Origin of the sequence: Nocardia sp. XZ_19_231, from assembly GCF_015355705.1 — a bacterium.
Classification (GTDB): Bacteria; Actinomycetota; Actinomycetes; order Mycobacteriales; family Mycobacteriaceae; genus Nocardia; species Nocardia salmonicida.
Map to the genome: position 1 here is coordinate 1,539,976 of NZ_JACUZI010000001.1, position 22,052 is coordinate 1,562,027.

Annotated in this window: 14 protein-coding genes; 5 read left to right on the forward strand and 9 right to left on the reverse strand. The window is 63.8% G+C overall.

Going from position 1 to position 22,052, the window contains the following annotated elements:
* Positions 1-974: 974 nt before the first annotated feature.
* The 3 genes from xerC to IBJ82_RS35320 all read right to left on the reverse strand — a co-directional run bounded on the left by xerC (position 975) and on the right by IBJ82_RS35320 (position 6,499).
* Complete coding sequence (gene xerC, locus IBJ82_RS07025; protein ID WP_194825037.1) at positions 975-1,664, reverse strand: tyrosine recombinase XerC; 690 nt, start codon at positions 1,662-1,664, stop codon at positions 975-977.
* Between the two features lie 1,307 nt (positions 1,665-2,971).
* Positions 2,972-5,929, reverse strand: a complete 2,958-nt coding sequence (locus IBJ82_RS07030) for a patatin-like phospholipase family protein (protein ID WP_194825038.1) — start codon at positions 5,927-5,929, stop codon at positions 2,972-2,974.
* Between the two features lie 156 nt (positions 5,930-6,085).
* Positions 6,086-6,499, reverse strand: a complete 414-nt coding sequence (locus tag IBJ82_RS35320) for a UBP-type zinc finger domain-containing protein (RefSeq protein ID WP_370585189.1) — start codon at positions 6,497-6,499, stop codon at positions 6,086-6,088.
* 48 nt (positions 6,500-6,547) lie between these two features.
* On the opposite strand from IBJ82_RS35320, the gene IBJ82_RS07040 reads away from it, so the two are divergent.
* Positions 6,548-7,501: a LysR family transcriptional regulator gene (locus IBJ82_RS07040; protein ID WP_194825040.1), complete on the forward strand. Its 954-nt coding sequence runs from the start codon at positions 6,548-6,550 to the stop codon at positions 7,499-7,501.
* Positions 7,502-7,625: 124 nt separating this feature from the next.
* On the opposite strand, the gene IBJ82_RS07045 is transcribed toward IBJ82_RS07040, so the two are convergent.
* Positions 7,626-8,693, reverse strand: coding sequence for a peptidoglycan DD-metalloendopeptidase family protein (locus IBJ82_RS07045; protein WP_194825041.1), 1,068 nt, complete (start codon positions 8,691-8,693; stop codon positions 7,626-7,628).
* 282 nt (positions 8,694-8,975) lie between these two features.
* Here IBJ82_RS07045 and IBJ82_RS07050 point away from each other — a divergent pair, with 282 nt between their 5' ends.
* Positions 8,976-9,227 carry a hypothetical protein gene (locus IBJ82_RS07050; RefSeq protein WP_194825042.1) on the forward strand — a complete coding sequence of 84 codons (252 nt, stop codon included), beginning with the start codon at positions 8,976-8,978 and terminating at the stop codon, positions 9,225-9,227.
* A gap of 200 nt (positions 9,228-9,427) precedes the next feature.
* Positions 9,428-10,177: a hypothetical protein gene (locus IBJ82_RS07055; protein ID WP_194825043.1), complete on the forward strand. Its 750-nt coding sequence runs from the start codon at positions 9,428-9,430 to the stop codon at positions 10,175-10,177.
* Positions 10,178-10,412: 235 nt separating this feature from the next.
* On the opposite strand, the gene IBJ82_RS07060 is transcribed toward IBJ82_RS07055, so the two are convergent.
* The 3 genes from IBJ82_RS07060 to IBJ82_RS07070 form a co-directional block, all read right to left on the reverse strand.
* Positions 10,413-12,092 (reverse strand): YCF48-related protein, encoded by a 1,680-nt coding sequence (locus IBJ82_RS07060; RefSeq protein ID WP_194825044.1) that lies wholly within the window; start codon positions 12,090-12,092, stop codon positions 10,413-10,415.
* Positions 12,093-12,441: 349 nt separating this feature from the next.
* Positions 12,442-13,482 carry a ferritin-like protein gene (locus IBJ82_RS07065; RefSeq protein ID WP_194825045.1) on the reverse strand — a complete coding sequence of 347 codons (1,041 nt, stop codon included), beginning with the start codon at positions 13,480-13,482 and terminating at the stop codon, positions 12,442-12,444.
* Between the two features lie 134 nt (positions 13,483-13,616).
* Complete coding sequence (locus IBJ82_RS07070; RefSeq protein WP_370585190.1) at positions 13,617-15,044, reverse strand: M4 family metallopeptidase; 1,428 nt, start codon at positions 15,042-15,044, stop codon at positions 13,617-13,619.
* A 1,136-nt stretch (positions 15,045-16,180) separates the two neighbouring features.
* Between IBJ82_RS07070 and IBJ82_RS07075 the strand changes: the two genes are divergently transcribed.
* Both IBJ82_RS07075 and IBJ82_RS07080 read left to right on the forward strand, forming a co-directional pair.
* Positions 16,181-17,245, forward strand: coding sequence for a peptidoglycan-binding protein (locus IBJ82_RS07075; protein ID WP_194825047.1), 1,065 nt, complete (start codon positions 16,181-16,183; stop codon positions 17,243-17,245).
* Between the two features lie 78 nt (positions 17,246-17,323).
* The gene (locus IBJ82_RS07080; protein WP_194825048.1) at positions 17,324-17,890 is read left to right on the forward strand and encodes a hypothetical protein; all 567 of its coding nucleotides are present in this window, start codon (positions 17,324-17,326) and stop codon (positions 17,888-17,890) included.
* A 1-nt stretch (position 17,891) separates the two neighbouring features.
* Here the strand turns inward: IBJ82_RS07080 and IBJ82_RS07085 are convergent, their stop codons facing one another.
* Complete coding sequence (locus IBJ82_RS07085) at positions 17,892-18,167, reverse strand: hypothetical protein (protein ID WP_194825049.1); 276 nt, start codon at positions 18,165-18,167, stop codon at positions 17,892-17,894.
* 495 nt (positions 18,168-18,662) lie between these two features.
* Positions 18,663-22,010 carry a DUF4185 domain-containing protein gene (locus tag IBJ82_RS07090; RefSeq protein ID WP_228536470.1) on the reverse strand — a complete coding sequence of 1,116 codons (3,348 nt, stop codon included), beginning with the start codon at positions 22,008-22,010 and terminating at the stop codon, positions 18,663-18,665.
* Between the last annotated feature and the right edge of the window lie 42 nt (positions 22,011-22,052).

Genomic DNA, 22,052 nt, shown 5'->3' on the forward strand with positions numbered 1-22,052 from the left:
GCGACGCGGACCGCGTCGGAGTCGGCACCATCATCACCCTCGTCCGGGCGGTTGGCCGGATTCGGCGAAGCGGATTGACCGGAAGACGACACGACAGGCTCCTATCACCTGTCAGTGGCTCCTCCACACTCCATGAAACCTGAATTTCCGCTCGAGCGCCAGGCAATTCGCACGATACAACCCACCCGCGCTGCGTGACCTGTGTGTGCACGGTCGTGTGCACGGTCGCGTCGAGCCCCACGCCCGTGCGCACGCTGAGAAGTCGGTGATCCGTTGAGACGATCCGCATTTCGGCCGGTGCACCGGAATCGCGAAGTTGAGGTTCTCGCAGGACCGTGAGACACGCTGCCGCACCGACACTCGCACATCGGAAGGGTGATTCGACAACTACACACACCAACTGGCCCAGCAGATGTCACCAGCTCATGCAGCAGTCCCCTCCGATGGGTAGGGTTCGTCCAACTGGAGCGCGCGCCAGGTGGTCGCAGGTTGAAATCCTGTCAGCCCGGCATTGGAAGCGCCTTGGCCGTTTGGGCCACTGAAGCGACTAGGGTCAACCTTGCCCTGCGACGTGGCGGCGGCGTGTGGGTGCACGGGGGAGGCGAGCCGAATATCCACATGAACGCCCATGGCGCCTGCAGATCCAGGTCTTTACTGCAAACGGCGCCACCTCGTCGAAAGGTGCTTCAACCAGCTCGGACAGGTCCGCAGAATGGCGGTGGGATGCTGAGTAGTAACGCGTTCAGGCTGCAGATATGGTCCCAGCTGGTTCGAAACCAGCTGGGATAATAGCAAAATGGCTGGTCAGGCATGATTCTCAAATCGCCTAGTCGCTTTCGTGCAGGATGCGTGCAGAAACGTCACCTCATATCTGCATCTCTTTGCGCGGTCGGGTCGTTATAAACGCGGGAGTATCCATAGGTCAGCGCGTATGTCGGGTGATTTGAATTACCCATATTCTGGCCCCAAGAGGGCTATAGGCCGTCTTTGTCGTCCTTGGCGATTTCCGAGATACTCGCCGCGACTGTCCTCGCTCGTCCTGCGGCGATTTTCTGGTATCGCATAGCGGCATGGGGGGTCTTGTGGCGAAGTCTGTCCATGATCTCGGGCAGTGTGCCGCCAGCTTGCGCCGCCAGGGTGCCGCCGGTATGGCGCTGTTCGCCTGGCCGAAAATCGGGGCGGCCGATCGTTACGCACGCTTGGCTGAAGATCCGGCGGTAGATCCACTCGCGCATGGTATCGCCTGTGTCGGGGTCGGGGAACAGCAACGATTCTGGCTCCGGGCCGACGTGATTGTCGAGGTGTGTGCCGATGGTGGAGCGGATGTGGTCGGGAAGCCACACATCTCCTGTCGATCCGTCTTTCGGGCGGTCGATCACGATCTCTCCTTTGCGATAGGTCGCGGCGAAGGCCACAGTCAGGATGGAGCAGTCGGCGTTGAGATTTCGGCGGCGCAGCTCGAATGTCTCGGAGGGGCGAAGCGCGCACCAGGCGGCCAACAGCACGGACGCGGCGAGCTCTTCAGGCATCGCGTCTGCGAGTGCGGCGATCTCGCGGGGGAGCAGAATCCTGGTGTCGTGTGCGGGTTGGACAGCGGTGGCACCTGTGATTCGGCATGGGTTCTGGTCGATGTGACCGTCGTCGACCGCGACGTTGAGCACCATGCGAAGTACTTCGTAAGCGCGTGCGCGTGTAGTGGGCACCGCGTCGTCGGCGTCGCTGGATTTTGCCCCTCGGGCACGAACGCGCGCGACATTGCGGTACCAGTCGCGGACCACTTCGAGGGTGATTCCGGTGACGGGCGCTTCCTCGAACGTCGGGTTTATGTGTTCACGCAGCAGGTAGTTGTAGGAGTCGACGGTTCGTCTCGCGAGTGGCTTCCCCCGCCGGGAAACACGCGTCGTGATAACTCGCTCGGCGTACTGCCCGAACAGGACGGGAGCTGGTTCGGGCTTGGTGATGTCGCGAGTGGCAGGGGGAATCCATATTTGGAGATCGATGAGCTCGAGCTCCGATGCGATCCAGCCCTCCGCTCGCCCCTTGGTGTCGAACGTAGTCGGGGCTTTGTGGATGGCCTGGTCCGGACCGGTGTAGTTGGCCTGCCAGCGCCCTGACGGAAGCTTGCGGATTCCGCCGAGCGCGCGGCGGGAGTGCGAGCGTGTTTGTCTCCGGGTTGTCATGGTTCTCCAATCAGAAAGGGGAGTTCGGTTGGTGTGCAAGGTGATTCAGATTCATTGCCAAATGCAATGAGATCGCCGGGTGGACCGCAGCTTGGTCGACCGGTACGGACGTCGTGTGGTGTACGCCTGCTCGATGTGAGCACTGTGACTGGCCTCAGCTGGAGAGTTGCAAGCTGTCGAGGGCGCAAGCCGGCGGTGTCGCTGACGGTCGTCGCCGCTTCCTGAGCCGCTGTGTCGGTCGAGCCGACAGGGCGGGGATGGGCGTAGGAAGGCACGCTTTCTCCTGGGCCGTTGCTGCCCTGGTCGGTGGCTCTTCCGCTGCCCAGTGTAGATGCAGTCCAACGCGCACGTCAGAGCGTCGTAGGTCGGCCGCGCGGTGAAGATGACACTGGAGATGCCTGGGCAGCCCGGTTCCGACGCGACTTTGCCGTTGGCGATGGGCCACCCTGAGGGGTTCGCCGTCCTCTGCGAGCGCCGAGGGGTCCGGGCGGTTGCTTCGTCACCGTGGTGCATGCCTGGTACCGTCCAAACCTCGCAGTCCTTCGACGACCACGGCGCCGCGATCCGATGGGCGAAACTTCTCGACCGGGTCGGCGCGATCGAGGCCGAACGCGTGCGGCGCCCGGTCGATCACGTGGAATTCCCTACCGCCGGTGGGTCGACTGGTTCAACCACCGCCGTCTCTAGAAACTGGCAGTTTCGGCGCATCATCGATGGCCCTACTTCGGATGTCGACCGATTGGTCCACCATGGGAAGCCTCTCCGCTAGGTACACCGATCACAAGGTGGACTCATGCAGGGAAGTGGTGCGGGCTGTCCGCGTGCGGCTCGTATCGGGGTTCGCTGCCTTGGCCAGCGGTTATTGCGGCGGCGCCTATCAGCCGACCGAGTTCGGTGTAGGCAGCGAATTGCCCCTCGTCGAACCACTGGTCCGAGGTGCTGTCGTGCGGGAATACCGGGTTCGCGGCCGCATACGATCTGAGCCAGTAGCCGCATTGGTCCCAGAGCACCGCTTTGGCGACGATGAGCTGGCCGATGAGATGTTCTCCGTGGTTGTCGAGCCCGCTCGCGGTCGGGTACTCGATTTCTCCCGTAACGATGGCGCCTTTCGTCAGGCGGGCGTTCAGGACGCCGAATGCAGTCTCGGGCTCGAACCCCTTTCCGGTTCCCGGCGCAAGGTCCTCAGGAGCGTAGGGGCACCCGGGATCCGGGAGTGTGATCTTCACGCCGAGTTCGAACTCGGCGAGACGCAGTGCTTCCGACAGCGTTTCGGCGGTAGGCCCGTGATCGCCGGTTGCGTCAATGCAGTAGATCAGTGTGCAGCGGCGGCGGAGAGCTTCGACGAGCCCCAGGTTCTCGTAGTGTCCGCCATCGGTCACCTGAACGAGGCGTCCTGCTTTGGGGTTTATCCCGAGCAGTTCGCGGAGAAGGTATGAGTAGGGGCCGCGGATGTTCGGCAATCCGTGGGGCCAGGTCCATTCCTTGGCATGTTTCTGGGATTTTTTGACGAAGCACGGGTTCGGCAGCCAGGAACCGAGCCGGGCACCCGACACCGCCAACAGCGTTTGGTAGCCGGCGCTCATGCGGCCCATCGCCGACGCGAACGCCGCTCCGCTGATCGCAACCGCTGCCTGGACTGTCAGGTCGCGCTTTATCCGCTCGGTCGCGGCATCATGCAGCTCGTTCGTATTCATCCAGCCGAGGTCGGGACCGCCGATGTGGTCCGCGCTCATCGTGTATGACACCGTGCTCAAGCCGGGGGCGGGCCGGTCGGCGCCGGACATCGTCGCCGCTGCGGCGAACACGAACCTCGGACCAGCGTCGCCGTCTGGGATGCGGCCGTACCTTGGCAGCGTCGTCGGTTCGTCGGGTGGGTACGCCTCGGCCACTAGGGAGCCGTTCTTGTCCTTCACGCGGCGGATGGCGAATGCGCACGCGAGCCTGCGCCGGTAGAACGGGTGCAGGCTCAACGACGTCACATCCGAACAAGCGAGCACCAGCATGGCGACGCCTGCCCCGGCCGATGCCAACATCGGCCCGCGGATGCTGCCGCGGCCGACGAACGATTCGAACGTGTCCGCAGCGACCCCGCCGAGCGTCACGAGCCACGCCAGCAGCAGTACGAGGAGGGTGATCACCACCAGCAGGTGCTGAACCACGCCCCGCGGGATTGCCTTTCGCGCAGCGGCGCGCGGCTTGCCCGAGCTCCCTATCCTGCTCAGCTGCGCGCCGACCCACCCCTTGTTCCGCCATCCCATCGCTGCCAGCGCCGCGATGTAGTTCAGCACCACTATCGCCGCCGCTCCGCCCACGACAGGCCGCGCCTGGGCAGTGAGCCGATCGCTGAACAACAGAACGCCAGGAAGAACCACCGTCACGGCGGCTACCAGCAGGGCAAATGCCGTCGAGGCCAGAAAGCACTTCTGCGCCCACCGCCGGAGGGACCGGACTCGTGGGCTCGTACTGCCGCCGATAATCTCGGTCAACATCGCGACGCATCCCGCCAGCGCCGCAGCGCCAGCGCAGAGGCCGATAGCCCACCACACCGGCACCGGATGCGGCGACCAGCCCTCCAGCGTGTCGGCGAGGTGGGAAGGCGTGAAGGCCGTAATGGGGAATTTGCTGTAGGCGAGCCCGGCGATCACGCCGAGCGCCACGGCGGGTGCGAAGAGCGCGAGCAGCGATGTGGCCAGGTTCCGCGCCACCACGGCGAGCGCTGTGATCATCGCGGCCGGCGAGTTGGCGATGTAGCTCGAGTGGCGGCGCAGATGGCCGAGCTCGGCCGACCCCTCGGCAAACATGTCCGACAAGGCCAGAGGCTCGGTCTCCGGTGATGCGGACGACGCTTGGCCGTACCCGGAAGCGGGGGGCTGCAGCGATTGGATGTAGGCCCCGGCGGTGTATCCGCCGCCGGATACCGAGATAACGTAGTCGGACTGGTGCAGAACACCCTCCACACCCTTCTTAGCGAGCGTCTGCATGGCGCCCAGAGCCACGCACGCCGAGCGGACTCCTCCGCCGGACAGGCACACACCGATCGTGTGCTGCTCCTTGTCCGCCTTCTCACGGAGCTTGCCGAGGTCGACCCCGGGCACGCCGTACCCGTTTCGCCAGCCCTGCTGATGGCCCTTTTGAGTCGGCGTGGGTTCGACTACCTTCTTCCACTGGTAGGGAGTCCTCACGAACAGCCACTGCGCAATACGCGCGAACACCGTCCCGATCCCCCACACCGCGACCACAATCGCGGGAACAAGCGCGCAGAACTTGACGGTGGCGGCGACCGCGGCGCTGATGCGCCAGACCGACGATGAGCCAGCGTCCGGCAGCGCGATCAGCAGCAGCGAGTTCTCAGCCGCATCCGCAAGCGCAGCGACGAACGCGGCTGCGAGACCGAAGGCCGCCACACGCTTCCCCGACACCGTCCAAGCCAGGAACCAGGCGGTGAGCGATGCTGCGGCAAGAAGAACCGTATAGCCAAGGATCACGCCGAAATCGGCATAGAGCACATCCCTGAGCCCGACCGGGAGACGGCCCCTCCCCCCATCGTTGAGCTCGATCTCGACGAGGTCGTCCGTGCTTGCGCGCTCGAAGAGGGACACCGCCAGGATGAGTCCGATCGCCAGCACCACCGCCAGCCAGGTTAGAAACAAGGCCAGATCACGCCTGAGCTTCGAACGAAGCTTTGCAAGTCGCAGCGAAATGCGTTGGGAAAGAGGCCTCGAAGGAAGAAACTCATGGGCCGAGCTCATGGCCGCCTCCTCGATGGCGGTTGGCGCTGCGCTGACAGGATCGGGTGCGGGCGGGGGTGGCTGAAGGTATGCAGTTCCAGCACAACACAGTCGAACGGTGGCAGTTGTACGCGATGCGAGCACGACTGATCACGGGAAGTGATCGGGGCGGCGGAGTCAGACCCAGCGCGCGTCGATGAAGCACCAGCGCGCTCCTGGCGGGCCGGCGAGGGGTGCGGCAATGGGGTGGTCGGTCTCGCTGTAGTGCCCGAAGCCGGGCGGTGCCTGCGCAGACCCTGGGCAGGAAACCCACCCGCAGGTCAGGCAGACCCATAGCTTGCCTTCCGCATGCCCGGCGTGCAGGCAGTCCTGATGGCTGGAGGGATCGACTTGGACGGGTCGCGCCTCGGCCAGGTGAGCGCACGGCTTGCCGGGCTTCCTCCTGCGCGGGCGGACACGAGCTGGCATAGTTCCTCGCAGACATGGGCGACGCCACGTTTCCCCTCGTACAGGTGTACCTCGCAACACGCCAGGCCGGTGGTGGCCAATCGCGTCAAAGCTCGTCATAGATGCTGATAACTTTGCGATCATGCGGGCGTTTCACACGCCCCAGCCCAGGCGATGCCTTAGGGGGCACTCGTGGAATTGCGGCAGCTGCAATACTTTGCGACGCTCGGCGAGGAGCTGCACTTCGGGCACGCCGCAGCGCGCGAGCACATCGTGCAGTCGGCGCTGAGCCAGCAGATCCGGCGCCTCGAGCGGGAGCTGGGCGTCCCGCTGCTCGAGCGCAGCACCCACCATGTCCGGCTGACCCCGGCGGGGGAGGTCTTCCTCGCCGAGGTGAGGCAGATCCTCGAACGCATCGACCGCGCCAAGGCCGCGGCGCGCTGCTCAACAGCCAGCAGCGCAGCAGTGCGCGCGGCCACGGTAGACGCGTGCTTCGACACCATGCCTCAGATCCTGCGCGCCGCCCAGCGCCGCAGTCCCAAAGCGGTGATCCACCGGTTCGAGTCCGGGGTCCCCGAGCAGTGCAAGATGCTCGCCGAAGGGCGGATCGACGTCGGCCTCGGTCGCGCCGCAGCCGTGCCCCCGCAGATCTGCTCCGAGCTGGTGCGCCAAGACCCGATGGGAGTGCTGGTCTCCCGCGCGCACCATCTGGCGGGGCTTGGCGCCGTTCCAGTGGAGAGCCTGGCGTGCGAGCGGATCGTGGCGGCTCCAGACTCCAGGGCCCCTGAGTTCAACGAGTTCGTCGCCGAGATGTGCCGGGCCGCGGGTTTCACGCCCGCCCTCTACCCCGGGACCGCCTCCAGCGTGCGTGCCGCCGCAGACCTCGTCGCTGAGCAGGGCTGCGTCCTATGCTTGCCCAAATCCTGCGGCGCTGTCCACGCGCAGACCGTGTGGCTTCCACTCGCGGAGCCACCCACCTATTATCCGTGGTCGCTGCTGTGGCGGGCGGACGATGCATCCGAGCTGGTGCAGGTCATCCGGGACTGCGCACATGCGCTCGGAGTGACGCTTGGATGGCTCCCCGCCGACAGCGCCGAGGGGCCAACGGTCACCCGCCGCAACGCAGATGGCGATCACCTTCGATGAACGCCATTGCGCGAACCTGTTGTGCCAATTGCGGTTCGACCCAGCCGACACCGGCGAATACCCACCGAGCAGTCACTGGCGACATCCCGTCCCGCAACGCCCATCACCCGCTTCCGTGGTCAGGTCACGCATGTGGAGCGTGCACGGAGTTAGACACCACGACGGCTTCCCGTACCATTTGGACGAAGTCACCCCAGGGAAATCCGAGGCCGGGGTCGCGGTGGTCGACCTCATGCCAGGCATCAGACACATCTGCGTGCCCGCAGCCGCCTTTCATTCCCTTCCGCAGGTCCTTCGGCGAGACTTCGGGCGTCGGGATGTTATAGCGTTCGCACCAGTCCGCCACTACCCGTGCGGCGGCGTGCAGTTGCACATCCTTGGCGAGCCATTGGGCGGGGGTTCGGGCCGCGAATCCGACGAATGCGAGGTGCAGGCCGCGGTCGTTGCCGGTCGGGCCCGCGGACCAAGGGCGGTAGTCGTCGTCGTTTCCGCGGACGGTGCGCCCGTCCGTGCCCACCAAGATGTTGTAGGACGATTCATTGGCTCGGTTCTGCTGCCAGCGGGCAACGTTGTCTGGCGGTGTCGTATCGGTGTTCTCAGTGGTGTGCAGACACCAGAACTGGCACAGCTTGGGGTCGCGCTTGCCCGAGTCGGCGGTCGTCAGAATGTCTATATCCGCCTTGAACTGCTTGCCGTTCACAGTCGACCCGCCGGTCACCCAAACCGGCGCGCCCGGATCGGCAGCGCCCGCGAGCCACTCGGCTGGATTTCGGTCGACGCCGCCGAACCTCCCGGGTGGTCCCCACACTTCGAAGTGCAGGTGCGGGCCAGATGATTGACCGTTAGAGCCGACACGGGCAATCACATCGCCTGCTCTGACAGTGTCGCCGTTGCGGACGAGCAGGTCGCTATCGAACATATGTCCGTACACTGTATCCACTAGGTGCTCCGGCTGATGGTCGATCACAATCCAGCAACCGAACCCCTCAGCATGACCGGAGCGCACCACCACTCCGTCGGCGGCCGCGTATATCGGCGTCCCAGCAGGGGCAGCGTAATCTGTACCACGATGGTCTGGCCGATCGGCAGTGCGGTAGTTGCTGCTTATCGAGTAGACACCCTTCGCCAAGGGCTTGGTTTTTCCGGGCATCAGACTTGCCTCCAGTTCTGGGTCGATGAATTCCCCGTTCAAGCACACCACCGCCTCACCGATGTGGTGCTATGCGATGCGAGCTTGCCTGATCACATGAAGTGATCGCCGAGGATGAATCCGCGTGCCACCGCGGATCTTAGAGTTGACGATGACCGAGCGCGCCCGGTTGAAGCCCGTGAGGCTGACCGCGGAGACTACTCGCAAACGCGGGGTGACTCCGAGTACGATCGCGGTGAGTTCGCCGGTTTAGAAGATCACTCGTAGCAGCGGCACGCCCACAATTGCGTCATCGACGAAAACGGCACTGCGAAGGAGCAGGTTATGCGCTCGAGTCTTGTTCTCATCGAAGGGAATCGTGTCACGGAGGACGACCTCCGGGTATCGCTCGGCGAGGCGAAGCAACTCGTCATTGGGAAGGCGCCGGATTACGGTTACGTCGTCCACATCCTGGCGGCGCCGGTAGACGATACGCCTTCCGTGTCGGCGGCCGTTCTCGAAGCCGCGCTACGTGATCTCGCGGCCGTGCCGAATGTAACCGGGGTGCTGACCCTGGCGACGAGAGTCACCGAATAGCTTGATCAGAGTCGGCTCGACCGCGTCGTCTCGCGGTCATGGGTCGCACGAGTGCTGTGGCGAGTCCACCGCGTACGCGGGGATGGGTAGACCTGCACCCACAGAGTTCAGTTGCACCGGTAGTCGCCGAGTTGACGCTCAGGCGCACCGCCCGCGCTACGTGTCGGGCGGCATGACACAGCGGAAGGAAGTGGTACTGCATGCTTTTCCCGATCGAGATCAAGGTGAACATCAACGGCCAGGTCGCCGATGCGCTGTCCGCGCTCGGCGAGCCGAACGCGGTGTTGCATCGGCAGGTGTGGTTCGCCGAGGTCCGCGATGGCCTCAGCGACGGTGAGCTTCGGTTGCTGGACAGTGGCGTGATCATCAGATTCCGCAGCGGCGCGGGTGGCGATGAGCTGACAGCGAAGTTGCGGCCGTGCGTGCAAGAACAGCTGGTCGGCCGGTTCAGCGACCGTTTCGAGGTGGAAGCCGAGAGGCTGAAGTACCGGATCGAGGGTGATTGGTCGGGGGATAGCCAAGTGTTGGCGGCGTCGCTGGTCAACGAACTCCCACCCGGGACTGTGGATTTCGCCGGGGTCGGCGACAATGCCGCCGCCGCCCTGCACCCGGTCGCACGGCAATTCGTGGACACATGCGTCCGAACGTCGGTCGGCCTCGATGATCTCGAGGCGTTGGGCCCTATCGCATCCACGAAGTGGACCGACCTCGAGCTCGCCGACCTCGAGGTCGACATGGAGCGTTGGCAGGGCGGTGGCCTGGACTTTCTGGAACTGTCGATACAGGTCAAGCCCAAGGGCGGTGAGTCTGCCGACGAGTTGCAGGATCGCGCGATGCGTAAGCAGGAGAAGTTCTCACAGTTGGTGCGCCAGCGCGGGATTACGATCGCCGAGGACATCACCAACAAGACCGAACGTGTTCTGACCGCACTGGCCGCCGCAAACCGCTGACATCGCCGCTATCGGCTCAGCGAACGTTCGGTATCGGATCTATCCCGCGATCGGGCGGCAGGGAAGCCCAACGCAGGAAGCCTGGGACTGCTGCAGGATCAGGTGACAGGTTGACCTGCTCGTGCAGCAGTCGCCTTGACATATCTGGCCCGTTCGCACGCGGATTAGCGATGGGTTGTGTCGGCCGCACTGACGGCGACAGGTGTCCATCGTCGAGCAGGCTCGCGGCGTTGCCTCAGGCGCCCAGGTGGACGATCTGGCTCTCGGCGTGGCCGTCGACGGTGACGCGGATGAGGAATTCGCCGTCGCCTACCGGCTGCCCGGCGTCGTCTACGCCGTTCCACTCGATGGTTCGAATGCCCGCAACCGGATCCGTCTCGTCGACGAGCCGACGCACCGCACGCCCGAATCGGTTCCAAATGGCCACCTTGAGCCTGCCAGCGTCGGCGGGCACCTCGACCGGGATTTGTAGCGGCACACCGCTGATCCTGGGCTTGTTGTCGGCGAGCAGGCGCACTCCATCCGCTGCGACCGCGGCCACCGAAGGCGGCGGTAGCGGTTCGGCGGAGTATTTATAGATGGTTTGCCCCGACGCGTAGCCGACGCTGACCGGGTCACCGAAGAATCGGAACCGGTTGATGAACAAGCCGATGTCGTTGGCGTCCTGCCAGGTGGCGCCCCCATCGGCGGTGGCGCTGGATGATCCTCTGGAGAAGTGATTCGGACCGGGACCCCAGCCGCCCACCCAGCCGACGGTCTCGCTGACGAAGCCCACGCCCTCCAGGTTCGCGTTGCCCTGTGGGTCGTTGATGTCGATTCGTGTCCAGTTGTCGCCGCCATCAACGGTTTTCAGGATGGCGCCGCGTTCGAAGCTCTCTAATGCGACGAATCCGATCCGGTCGTCGATGAAGTGGATTTTCCATCCCCACTCGCCCAGCGGAAGGTGGTCACGAATCGGCTCCGCCATGTCTGTCCAGGTTTGGCCGCCGTCGCTGGTCCGTAACACCACCGCCTGCACGTGGGCGCGCTTCGCTGCCTCAGTCGCGGGATTGGGATCGGCAGGTTGCGCGGCTCGCCCGCCCACCACCCAACCGTTGTCATCGTCGACGAAGTGCGTGTCCACCAGCAGGGTTGCGTGATCCTCCATGTCGAAGCCCTGCCAGCTGACCCCGCCGTCGACCGTGCGCATCATCCGCGCCGGCTCGCCGGGCTCATTGCTGCCAGAGGCGTACACGACGGAATCGCTGACAACAGACAAACCGCACACCTTCACCGGAGCCGAAGCGGGCAGGCCGGTGACCACCGTCCATGTGGTTCCGCCATCCGAGGTTTCGAACAGGCGCCTCGACGGTGGCGTCAGCGTCCCGGCCCAGCCGCGCGTCGCCGAAGCGAATCCGATGCAGCGGAAATATGCCTCGTCATCGAGCAGCTGCTCCTGCCAGGTGGTGAAGCCATCCTCGGTGTGCAGGATCTGACCGTTGCTGTTCACCGCCCAGCCGTGGTCGGGATCAATGAACCAGATGTCGTCGGTGCGAGAACTGGCAATCGGCGCATTGGTAGTACGCCACGTCGGTCCGGCCTCGGTGGACTCCTCCGGGCACTCGTCGTCGATCCACTTCTCGATGAAGGCAATCTGGTCCGCCGGCACGGCCGGGCGGCCGGCCGGCATGCGCCTGGTATCGGCATCCTCGGGCGCGTCGTCCAGATCCGAACCGAACGGAGACTCGCCTTTGAGTGCCAGCACCAGGTTTGAGGCCGCGCCGTCGCCGAGCACCACCAGTGGGCGTCCGAACACCTTTTTGACGATGAACTGATCCCGGCTGATGTTTCGCCAAAACGGCCCGTGGCGTAACACGCCGGCATCGGGTCCGCCAACAGAATCGTCGAGGATCTGGATGACACGCTGAAATCCCATCCGCGTACCGCCTTTCTGCTCGTTCCAACGCTGCGTGATACCTTGCGCCGCCTTTTGCCGAAGCTGTCAATGTCTGGTTGTTGGCCGAAACCGCTTCGCGCAATCGATGCGGCAATCGTCGAGTAGTGTACATTTCATCGTACGAATTACTCCAGCCGTCGAACCTGATTTGCCAATTTGATGAAATGCACACGGCCGGCCCTTTGCAATGTCCCCTGGCATTGAGCACCCGCGTGAGCGCGTCTTTGTTGGCGCCCACGCTGTCGTAATCGGCGAGGTCGACAAAGTCCGCCATCACCGGTTACAGCTGTGCGTATCCCTCAGGATCGACTCCAGTCCTGGTTCCAGGTCACCCTTGCACCACGTACCGGAAGCGCGGGCCGGCGAACTGCCCGGCGTGGTCCCCGACAGTGAGTTGTTGCTGCAGCAGCTCACCCACAATGGTCTTGAACTCGAACATCGCTGCGACGGCGTCACCGACCTTGTCGGGCTCGCCGTTGAAGCCGCGGTGCAGCGCGCGCAGGATGTTCGAGTAGGACGCGTCGGCCTCGGCAGAGATCTGCTCAGCGCGCGAGTCGGCGGCGTGGTAGGTCACCAGCCGCGGGTCGTCGATCATCTGGATGACGTCAGCGGTGTCGTCGATGGTGATCGGCTGAGCCGGGTCGAAGCTCACCTTCAGCGGCGAAGAGGCGTCCTCGACGATGCGCATGCCTTTGGAGAGCTGCTGGAAAGCGTAGTAGTGCGCGATGTCCTTCTGAAGGTCGAATGGCGACTTCGGCGTGCCCTCACCCTGCTCCACGATGGTCTGGATCGCAAGCAATGCCGAGTCGACATCGGTCACGCGGATGTCCTCGCCCGCGTCGAAGAAGTGGCCGCTCACCTGCAGCTCGGGATCGCCGGTGAACAGTTCCGGATGGTCGGCGACATAGGCGCGGATGCGGGTATAGAACTGGCCGATGGTGATCGGCTCCGCCACAGCCGCTACTCCCGCCATCTCTGGGATGTCGAGTGGGATCTCGGGCTCCTCGATCTTCATGAATGTGTCCTCAACCAGCGCTTTGGAATAGCGCTTCAGGTGCACCGCGAGGTCCCCGGCGACGCACATCGGCAGCGCGTCCGGATATTTCAGGACGAATTCCTCATCGGCGATAACTGGATGGCCGCCGATCGCGTTGATTATATTGCAGGCGAGCGTCATGTGCAGCATTTCCTCGACTACGATATCGGTGATGACCTGGCGGGCATACTTCACCGAATCGGAATTGCCAATCAGCGTGGCCAGTGCGGTGAGATAGGGCGGGATGGTCGCGTGCTCGAGGCGGATCGCGTTTTGCAGGGCGGTGCGTAGGTCTTCGTCGGTTGCGAGCGGCTGGGCGTTTATCCGGAGCATCGGCTGAACCCTTCTCGTGAATGTCAGGGACGCGGTTCCGGCCGGTGCCGCAGCGGGTTGATCGGATGCGCCACTGGGAGCGTGAGCGCCTTGGCGATACGCCGCGCGAATCGCCTGTCGTCCTGCCGGTCGCGCTATATGAGCGAAACGCCAACTGCGTCGAACGCATCTCCGATCGCGGCCAGTTTGCTGGCGCGAGTCGCGGGTGGATCTTGCAGAAACAATGTCTTGGCAGCTCGTTCGATGCCGCGTCTACTGTCGATGAACCTGGAGGTGCTCGCGAGGAACTGGGTTAGTGCGATGTAGAACAAGGCGGCGACTTCCTCGAACGTGAAGATATGCCGACCGTTGCGTTTCGCGGTGATCAGATTGAATGCGGCCTTGTTGTGGATTCCGCTGTTGGTGTGGACGCCGCCGTCGTCGTCGCTGGTAACGAGGAAGTCGTCCATGTGTGCCGGTTGATGTCGCTTGGTGGGGTCGCTGAGATCACGCAGCGGTATTCCGGTCTGGCTGAGATCCTCGCCCATCTCCCAATTCCAGTGGTCGACATCGGGTTCGTGCTGATTCGAGATGAGGATGCCGAATATGTCGGAGTAGGACTCGTTGAGTGCACCGGACTCGGATTGGTACACGAGGCCGGCGGTTCGGTCGGTAAGCCCGTGCGTGATCTCGTGGGCGACAACGTCTTTCGCGATCGCGTAGGACGTCAGCTCACCGTTGACCGGGCGCTGGCCATAGACCATCTGTGCGCGCGTCGGGAGCCAGGCGGCATTGTGCCAGACCGTCGCCGACGGCTCGCGCACGCTGGTGCAATTGACCGACGAGACGAACCGTTCGCCTATGCCGTCGAGACCGTCGCGCTGCAAGACCTTGAACAGAAAATCGGCGACTTCCTGCGCGTTAGCGTGGGCACTAACCGCGGCGGGAGTCCACGGGTCGGGCGGGTTGAGCACGTCGTTTCCCGGCAATAGGGTGCCCGGCCCATTCCACTTCTTGAAGCCGAGGTCGTAGGTTTCGACCCTGCGTTCCGGATCTCGTAAGCGGCGATTGCCGTTCCCGTCGCGTTCGATTCTGACTCGCCGATTCTGGCCCAGTCCGTCGAGCGCCTCGACCGTGTCGGCGCTCCAGGCGACCGTGTACACACGGGGCAACTTCGTAACCAGCTCGCGATTGTGCGCGTCGATGACGTAGTCCACGATGTCGGGCACGGCCGGCGAGGAACCGTCGACGGGGGGATGCCGCTGCACATTCTGCGCGATGTACACCAGCCGCCATCGGTTCGGCTCGGCATTGGTGTCGAAGTAGTAGTACAGCCGCGGTGAGTCCGTGAGCACCGCGGACTTCCCGGCGTCCTTGTAGATCGCCTTCTGCACGTCGGCCGGCGAGATCGTCGCCACCGGATCGACATCGCCAGGCTCGCCCAGGGCCGAACCGATCGACAGCAGCGAGTTGCCTCCATCCATCTCGACGGTCACGAGGGATCCGTGGACCGGAATTCGGTGCCGATACTGCGTGAATTTCACGATCCGGGATCCGGTAAGCGGCACCGTCTCGGTACGCACGGTGCGATACTCCGTCGCGGGAGTTTCGGTGTCGGCGGTGGTAATCGACGGTACCTCCGGGCTCGCGATCATCGCGTTCAGGTACCTCCGGGCGGCCGTCTCCGGGTCGAGATCGCCTGCATCGACCGGCGGCCCATCACCGAGCTCCGCGTCGATGGACTCCATCGTCGGCGCGGATCCCTCATCGTCGACGTGCATCGTGTAGCTGTCGAGGCCGTTGGCGTACATGGCTGGCTCTCCTTCGGATCGAATTGCCGGAGTTGATACGAGACGGATTCGGGTCGGGTGGGCCTCGGGACGACACGATGGGAGAGGCCGGAATTATTGGGCCACGTACCTATCATGCACTGCCCAAGAGTCATTTGGCCGAACTTCATCGGTGCGCAAACCGCGTACGCGGCGACTAGTTTCCGCCTTGTGACGGGTATCGATGCTGACGTACGATCGACAAAGAGTCTACTATCAATGAGTCTCATGTTTCCACAAGGCATCCGAGCATGGTGGAACGTTGAATCCCTTCTCACGACGCCGGTCTTCGGGAAGGCGGTTGACCAACAACGAGCGGCTGCCGTGCGAGACTTCTTCGCAAGTTTGCATGTCAGTGGCAACGTTGATCACATTGTGCCGCAGCCGAGATCATCACCAGGTTGACAAGACTCCAGGCGTCGAAAGTGGGTGCTGCGCCCGTTTGTCGTAGTGCGTTGGCGGGTGGGCGAACTGTGGTCGCAACAAATCGGTCTCATGCTCTATCTTTTGATCGAACTTGGATGGATGATGGCGAAGAAGCTACACTCTGCAACTCCGCCCAGCCTTTCTGGTGTCACCTCGGGGTGCCGGCTGCGCTGACGGACGGCGTGCCAGCTGCATTCCTTCGTTCGATTTTCGTGCATTCTGTGCGATTTCGGAGTTCTGTGCGTGAGCCGATCTGGTCGTGAGTCGGCTACCTTGCGACGTCAGGATTGAAAGGTATTCCGTCATGGCTATAGGTCGGCACACAGAGTACGTGCTGCGTCGACAAGTTCTCCGGAGATCTTCACGCCCTGATCCGGCTGTGTGGGCGTGAGCCATGATGAAGGAGCAGTTGTGAACCGCAACATAGAAGGGGCTTTGCATCCGAGAGCCGGCGGGCCGTTCCGATGACCGCCGTACTCAGGCCCGGAGATCGGGGCGACCTCGTCGGGGTGCTCCAGGCGACGCTGAACCGTGACTACCCGCTCTACTCCAGATTGGTTGTCGACGGAGAATACGGCCCAGCCACGACGACAGCCGTCGCGGAGTTTCAGCGCCGGGCGGGACTCGATGTCGCTGAACCCGGCACAGCCGATACAACGACGTTGCACAGGCTCGGCCTGAACTTCGACAAGCTTCCGCCGCCACCCGGGACACGGCCGTTCTACTTCAGTTTCGCCGGTACGTGGGGCCACTGGAATCAGGGGCCACAGTTCGACGTCGGCTCGGCGCTCGAAGGCGAGCGCCGGGTCCGTAACCAACCGGTCGCGTACCCGGCCAGTGGTTTTCTCAACCCGGACCCACACACCAGCTATAAGGAATCGGTTGCGCTCGGCGTTGTGGAGGGGATGCGGCTGATCCTGATGAACTCCGGCCCGTTCATCCTCGCTGGATACAGCCAGGGCGCGGAAGTCGCGGTTCGGCTGATGATGTTCATGATCGATGGCGGGCCGCTCGAACACCGCGCGGACGATCTGCGGCGAGTGATCACCTTCGGATCGCCGTGTCGTCCACCGGGGCGCACCCTGCTGGGCAACAACCCGCAGGGAGCCGGAATCTCCGGCGACTACACGCCCCAAGAGTTCCGCGACCGCACATTCGATTTCGTGCTCGACGGTGACATGTATGCAATGACCACCCGCGAGACATTGCTGGAGCAGTTCTACGACCTTCTCGTCCAAGCGGAGCTGTCGGTACCGTTTGCGGTTGCGGTGTTGCAGTTGATGCAATCGAACATTCTCGGCGGTGGTCTCGGTGGCCCGTTCGGCGCTGTCGGAAGAATGGCGGCACCGACAGCGCTGACGAGACTCGGTGACGTCGACTTCGTCACGTCCGTGAGAACCATGCAGGTCGTCTCCGAGTTCCTGATCCGCAATCCGCACATCCATTATCACGACTGGCCGGATTTCAACGGACAGACCGGAATCGAGCGGGCCAAGCAAGTCCTCCGTGACATCACATCGCCCGATTAGCCGAGGCCGGGGCACGTCAACAACTGGCTGACAACCTCTATGCTGGATCCACTCATGAATCGACTCAGGATGGTGCCGATGGCTGATATCGAGATCGAGGCTGTACCGCGTTTTCGTGGTTGGGTGCTGATCGCCGTCGGGATCTTGGCGAGCGTCGCGGTCGTTGTCGGTGCGTGCTGGCTCGCCAATGCTGCCGAACTGTTCGAGGACGTCACGACCACAACAACAGTCACGAACCAGGGAGTAACCAGCAACACCAGAATTGACTCGACTGCCTTGGTAACCGCACAGTGGGCGACCGTGGTTTTGATGGTCGTTGGCGCGCTGCTCTTCGTCGGCGGTTTCGTGCTCGCGCTCGCCGATCTGACCAAGACCAACACCGTTGCGAGTGGCATCGGTGAAGAAGGCGGCCATGGGTTGGGGCCCATCAACGTCGGCGCGATTCTGCCATCGGTAGTAGACCTTGGCAAGGAGCTCGCCGCCGCACTGAAAGATGTGAAGTCGTCGACCGCGCTGGTTGTGGTCGGCGCAGTCTTGATGGTCTTCGGCGGACTGGTGGCGTGGCATACAGCGCCCGGCCTTCCTTCCGCGCCGACGTCGACCTCGGGAGTGGTGTCAACCGCCCCGAGCACGCCCGGCCGGTGATTCAGCGGCAGTCGTCCTCATCGCGATAGTCGAACCACGTGGAGTCGGATTCGGTCTGGAAATACTCCGCGACTGCCGCGGATGCTTCAGTGTCTTCGGGTTCGGATTCCAGGTATTCGCTGACGGCCTGGCCGATCGCCTGACTGGTCACCTTGGGCCGCGGGTGTGCTTCCGCGGCGCCAGGTGACTCGTCCGGCGGTTGCGCTGCTGGCCATAGGATTTCGCACAGTTTATCGGTCATCGGTGCCGGCGCGACGATATCGTCGTCGGGTTCCAACGGGATATCGACACCGGAGGATACGGCTGCTTCTCTGAGCAAGTACCGGCATGTCCTCGCCGATTTCGGCGGCGAGTTCGCAAAGCAGCGCTGGATTGCGTGCGCGTTCATACGACGGCGTGCTGGAAGCGAATCGGATGACCTGCGTGCGTAACTCGTCCACCTGGTCGGGAGATCCGATGTCCCATCTGCGATTGATGCGGAGCAGGGCCAGGCTCGCCGAGGCCGTCAGGTTGTCGTCGCCCGCCGCGTGGGCGGCGTCGAGGCCGCGTTGGGTATCAGGCGAGAGCCCGACATTTTGTACCAGCCGGACGACGTCGGCTTCCCTGAAGAAGGTATCGGCAAAGAAACCGTTCCAGCTCCTGGGCAGGCAATCTCGAAAAGTCCAGCGGCAGGGTGTCCAAGAAATGTGTCATGCCAGCCACTCCGGGATCGGAACGTAGTCACAGCAGCGTTGGTGATCGATCCGCCTCAGCTTTCCATGAAAACGGGAAATCATGGGACAGGAATCTTGAAGTGCATTGCGCGGTAAGGCCATCCTTCGGCGGTCTTCCATTGCGACACCAACAGGTGTAGGCCGGCGTCGAGGGTGGATCCGGGGATGATGCACGGGCCGTAGAGTTGCGCGACCCTGTCATTGCCCTCTTCTCCCCATGCCGACCCGCGGATGGGTGTCGTCTTCGGGACCAGGTAGAGGTTGTCGGTGGGAGTGTCGAGCAGGCGCAGGTCGATGTCGTAGCCACCGGTGGTGGAGGCGTCGAAGTTGACCAGAGCCCATTTGTTCTGAATTTTGCGCAGGCACATCTCGCCGAACTTTTCCGCGGAGGGCTGGCTTTCGAGTACCGGTGTCGGTGGGTTTCCCCAGTTCCAGCTGCCGTCGCGCCAACCCCAGCCGATGTAGGCGCCGGGGTCGGTGATCCGGTCCTGGCGGACGCGGCGCAGGATGATCCCCTTGTCGCGTTGGAATCCGGTGGAGAAGACGTACACCCACCCGTCGTCGTCGCGTTCCCAAGTCCAGAGCTGCGCGAACCCGTTGTGCAGGCCGGCGTCGAACTGGGCACCGGTGTGCCGCCAGGACTTTCCGTTGTCGCTCGACGTCCAGATCTCGGTGCGCACCACGTTGCCGAGGCCCTGGTTGATCATCACGTGCAGGTAGATGTCCTGGCCGATGGTGATGACGTCGGAGGGCAGCGCCGTCGTCCCTCCCACATGGTCGTAGGGCCACAGTTGCTTGGCATAGTTCGGATCCGGTCCCGCGGCTTCGTGCCACACGATTCCGTTGTCCAAATTCGTTGTGTCCGAGTACAACGCGACCGGCGAGCGCCAGTCGTCACTGCCGACCATCGGGTCGCGGAAGGTGTCGCCGAAGACGGCGAGAATCCGGCCCGAGGGTGTACGGGTCATCACCCCGAGATCGGTTGCGGCCATACCGAACTGGTCGGTGTGGCCGGGTCCGGTCGCGTTGGTGATCTTGCGTGTGCCGGTGGGGACGGCAGCGGGGGCAGGCAACCGCCAGCCGTCCTTGATGACGCCATACCACTCGCCGGCGTAGAGATGGCCGGTGACCGGCCAGCCCTTGGCCTTCTGCATCGCGGTCGCAGCGTCGCGGGTGGCGTCGTCGTACACGCTGGTCTGTGCGATTTTGAGGGTGGCCTGCCAGCGCCGCAAGCCGTCCTTCGACGCTTGCGGCTCGTTGCCGAACCTGTTCGACCACGACTCCTGCGGCCCCGACAAGGGACCCCAGTAGTGCCCATTCGGAAGCGGGAAACGGTCGGGGTCGTCGGGGATGGCCGCGTACTGCTTTGCCGCGGCGAGGACGACATCGTAGGGAAAGGAGTCGGGGACGTCCCAGTGGGTGCCGTCCTTGAAGCCCCTCAGTTTCACCGAACCGTAGGTGTAATTGTTGTGGCTGGAGACGCCATGCATGTCGTTTCCGACACCGGCGATGTCGACCCGCTCGATCGGAATGTGGTGTTCGTTGGACACTTTGGCGATGGTGAAGGCCACCATGTCGAGCATTTTGTCGTGCTCGAGCCACACCTGGCGCTTCTTCGGGTTGGATTCGACGTTGGGGTTGCCACTGGTCCACCGCGGAGTCGCGCCGGACGTTCCGACGACGGCGATATGCACCGAAACCTGGTTCTCGTCGTTCACGCCGCGCACCGGAACGCTCCAGGAGGCGTTCTTCGTGGAGACCGTTTGGATGATGTGGTTGTCGTCGACGATGTAGTGATACGACCCGTCCCGTCTGGCAGCTTGACCGTCGGCGACGATTTCGGCGCGGCTGATCCAGTCCTGGTTTTCGGTGGTGTGCAGGTAGATCCGCTTGTACGGGCCATGCCCTGAGCGGGAGCCCGGCCCGGCGTGCCAGGCGATGTCGTAGCCGTCGGGTTCCCGCACCGAAATCGGGCCGGGAACGACGACCGGTTCCGGGGTAACGGGCTGAGAGGCATATTGCCATTGCCCGAAGTCGGCCGTGAGGGTGTCGTTCACGTCGACGTTGATCCCAGCGACCTTGACGTTGTCGCGCGGGTGAATGAGCCGCTGGAACAGGCAGGCGTGCTCGGAGATCGTGCCCCTCGGCCTACCGCCCAGCCAGGTGTTGGGCTGCCACAGGAACCGTTTTCCGCTGCCGTCGCGGCACGTGCCGACGACGTCGTCCTCGACTGCCCAATCGCACGCCAGATACTTGCAATACGCGCCGACGCGCTCCTTGCCCAGCACCGACGCAGCGCCGCGCAGATAATGGGTTGCCATGCTGTTCCACTCCGACAGCGACAGATCGTCGTCGATGGAGAAGAAGATCGGCGCCTCGGCCGGGCCGCCGCAGTGCCGGTGCCACGCGTCGGCGGCCTCGGCGTCGGCGACACCGCCGTCGAACCCGCGGCGCCAATCAGCGGTGGCGTTTTTTCCCTTCTGCCAGTTACTGACAAGGGGCATCTTCAGGTCGAGATACCCCGCGGCTTCCTCGGGAGTGAGTTTCTTGTTGATCAAGCCGCGTTCGGGCGAGTCCACCAGGTAGCGAACAGCCCCGTGGTACCCGTCGGCCTTCACTGCCTGCGCCCCGGGGCGCGCCGCGGCGTGATCGACCAGCTGCATCCTCGATGGCCGCTCCCCAGGCGAGGCGCTGGTGAATCCCGCGCGCCATGTTGCCGGGCCGATCAGTCCATCGGGGGTGAACCCATTCGCGAACTGAACCGTACGTGCCGCGTCGGCGGTGGCCTGATCGTAAACACCGGTCTGCGGCAGGCCCCGTGCCTGCTGCCAGCGCTTCAAGCCCGCGATCCACTCGGGGCGTTCGCTGCTGTGACGCCCGGAGATCGACGAGGCGGGGCCCTCCAGCGGGCCGTAGTAGAACCCGCGCGGCAGCGGGAAGGACTCCGGGCCGGACCCGTCCGTGCCGGGGCCGGGCTGTGTGCCGGGGTCGACCGCGCCCTGGAGGAAATCCTGCGGATTCCTCGCTTCACCGCCGACGCGCCCGGGCGGGCCCCACACCTCGAAATGCACATGAGGGCCGGTGGATTGGCCCTCCGACCCCACGCTCGCGATCTGTTCGCCCTCCCGGACCCGATCGCCTCGCTTCACCAGGATGCTCACATGACGCATATGCCCGAAGATCAGATCCACACCGCGGCTGTTCTGCGCATCCAGCCACACCCAGTTTCCGAACCCCGACACCGACCCCGGCGGGCGTTCCGCACCCTCGACGACCACACCGTCCACCGGTGCGAAGATCGGCGTGCCAGCCGGTGCGGCGATATCGATACCGTCATGGTCCGGCCGCTCCGGCGTTCGAAAACCCGACGAAACCCGGAATGTGCTGTGCAATGGCCTGGTGGTCATGGAAAGCCTCCTCGCTTCGTCGGTACAACGGGCTGGCTAACG

What these genes read in the sequence shown, in the direction of transcription:
- IBJ82_RS35320 (WP_370585189.1), bottom strand. Translation starts at nt 6,499, where the DNA reads ATGATCGCAAAGTTATCAGCATCTATGACGAGCTTTGACGCGATTGGC.
- IBJ82_RS07090 (WP_228536470.1), bottom strand. Translation starts at nt 22,010, where the DNA reads ATGACCACCAGGCCATTGCACAGCACATTCCGGGTTTCGTCGGGTTTT.
- xerC (WP_194825037.1), bottom strand. Translation starts at nt 1,664, where the DNA reads ATGGTGCTCAACGTCGCGGTCGACGACGGTCACATCGACCAGAACCCA.
- IBJ82_RS07030 (WP_194825038.1), bottom strand. Translation starts at nt 5,929, where the DNA reads ATGAGCTCGGCCCATGAGTTTCTTCCTTCGAGGCCTCTTTCCCAACGC.
- IBJ82_RS07060 (WP_194825044.1), bottom strand. Translation starts at nt 12,092, where the DNA reads ATGGGATTTCAGCGTGTCATCCAGATCCTCGACGATTCTGTTGGCGGA.
- IBJ82_RS07055 (WP_194825043.1), top strand. Translation starts at nt 9,428, where the DNA reads ATGCTTTTCCCGATCGAGATCAAGGTGAACATCAACGGCCAGGTCGCC.
- IBJ82_RS07050 (WP_194825042.1), top strand. Translation starts at nt 8,976, where the DNA reads ATGCGCTCGAGTCTTGTTCTCATCGAAGGGAATCGTGTCACGGAGGAC.
- IBJ82_RS07065 (WP_194825045.1), bottom strand. Translation starts at nt 13,482, where the DNA reads ATGCTCCGGATAAACGCCCAGCCGCTCGCAACCGACGAAGACCTACGC.
- IBJ82_RS07080 (WP_194825048.1), top strand. Translation starts at nt 17,324, where the DNA reads ATGGCTGATATCGAGATCGAGGCTGTACCGCGTTTTCGTGGTTGGGTG.
- IBJ82_RS07075 (WP_194825047.1), top strand. Translation starts at nt 16,181, where the DNA reads ATGACCGCCGTACTCAGGCCCGGAGATCGGGGCGACCTCGTCGGGGTG.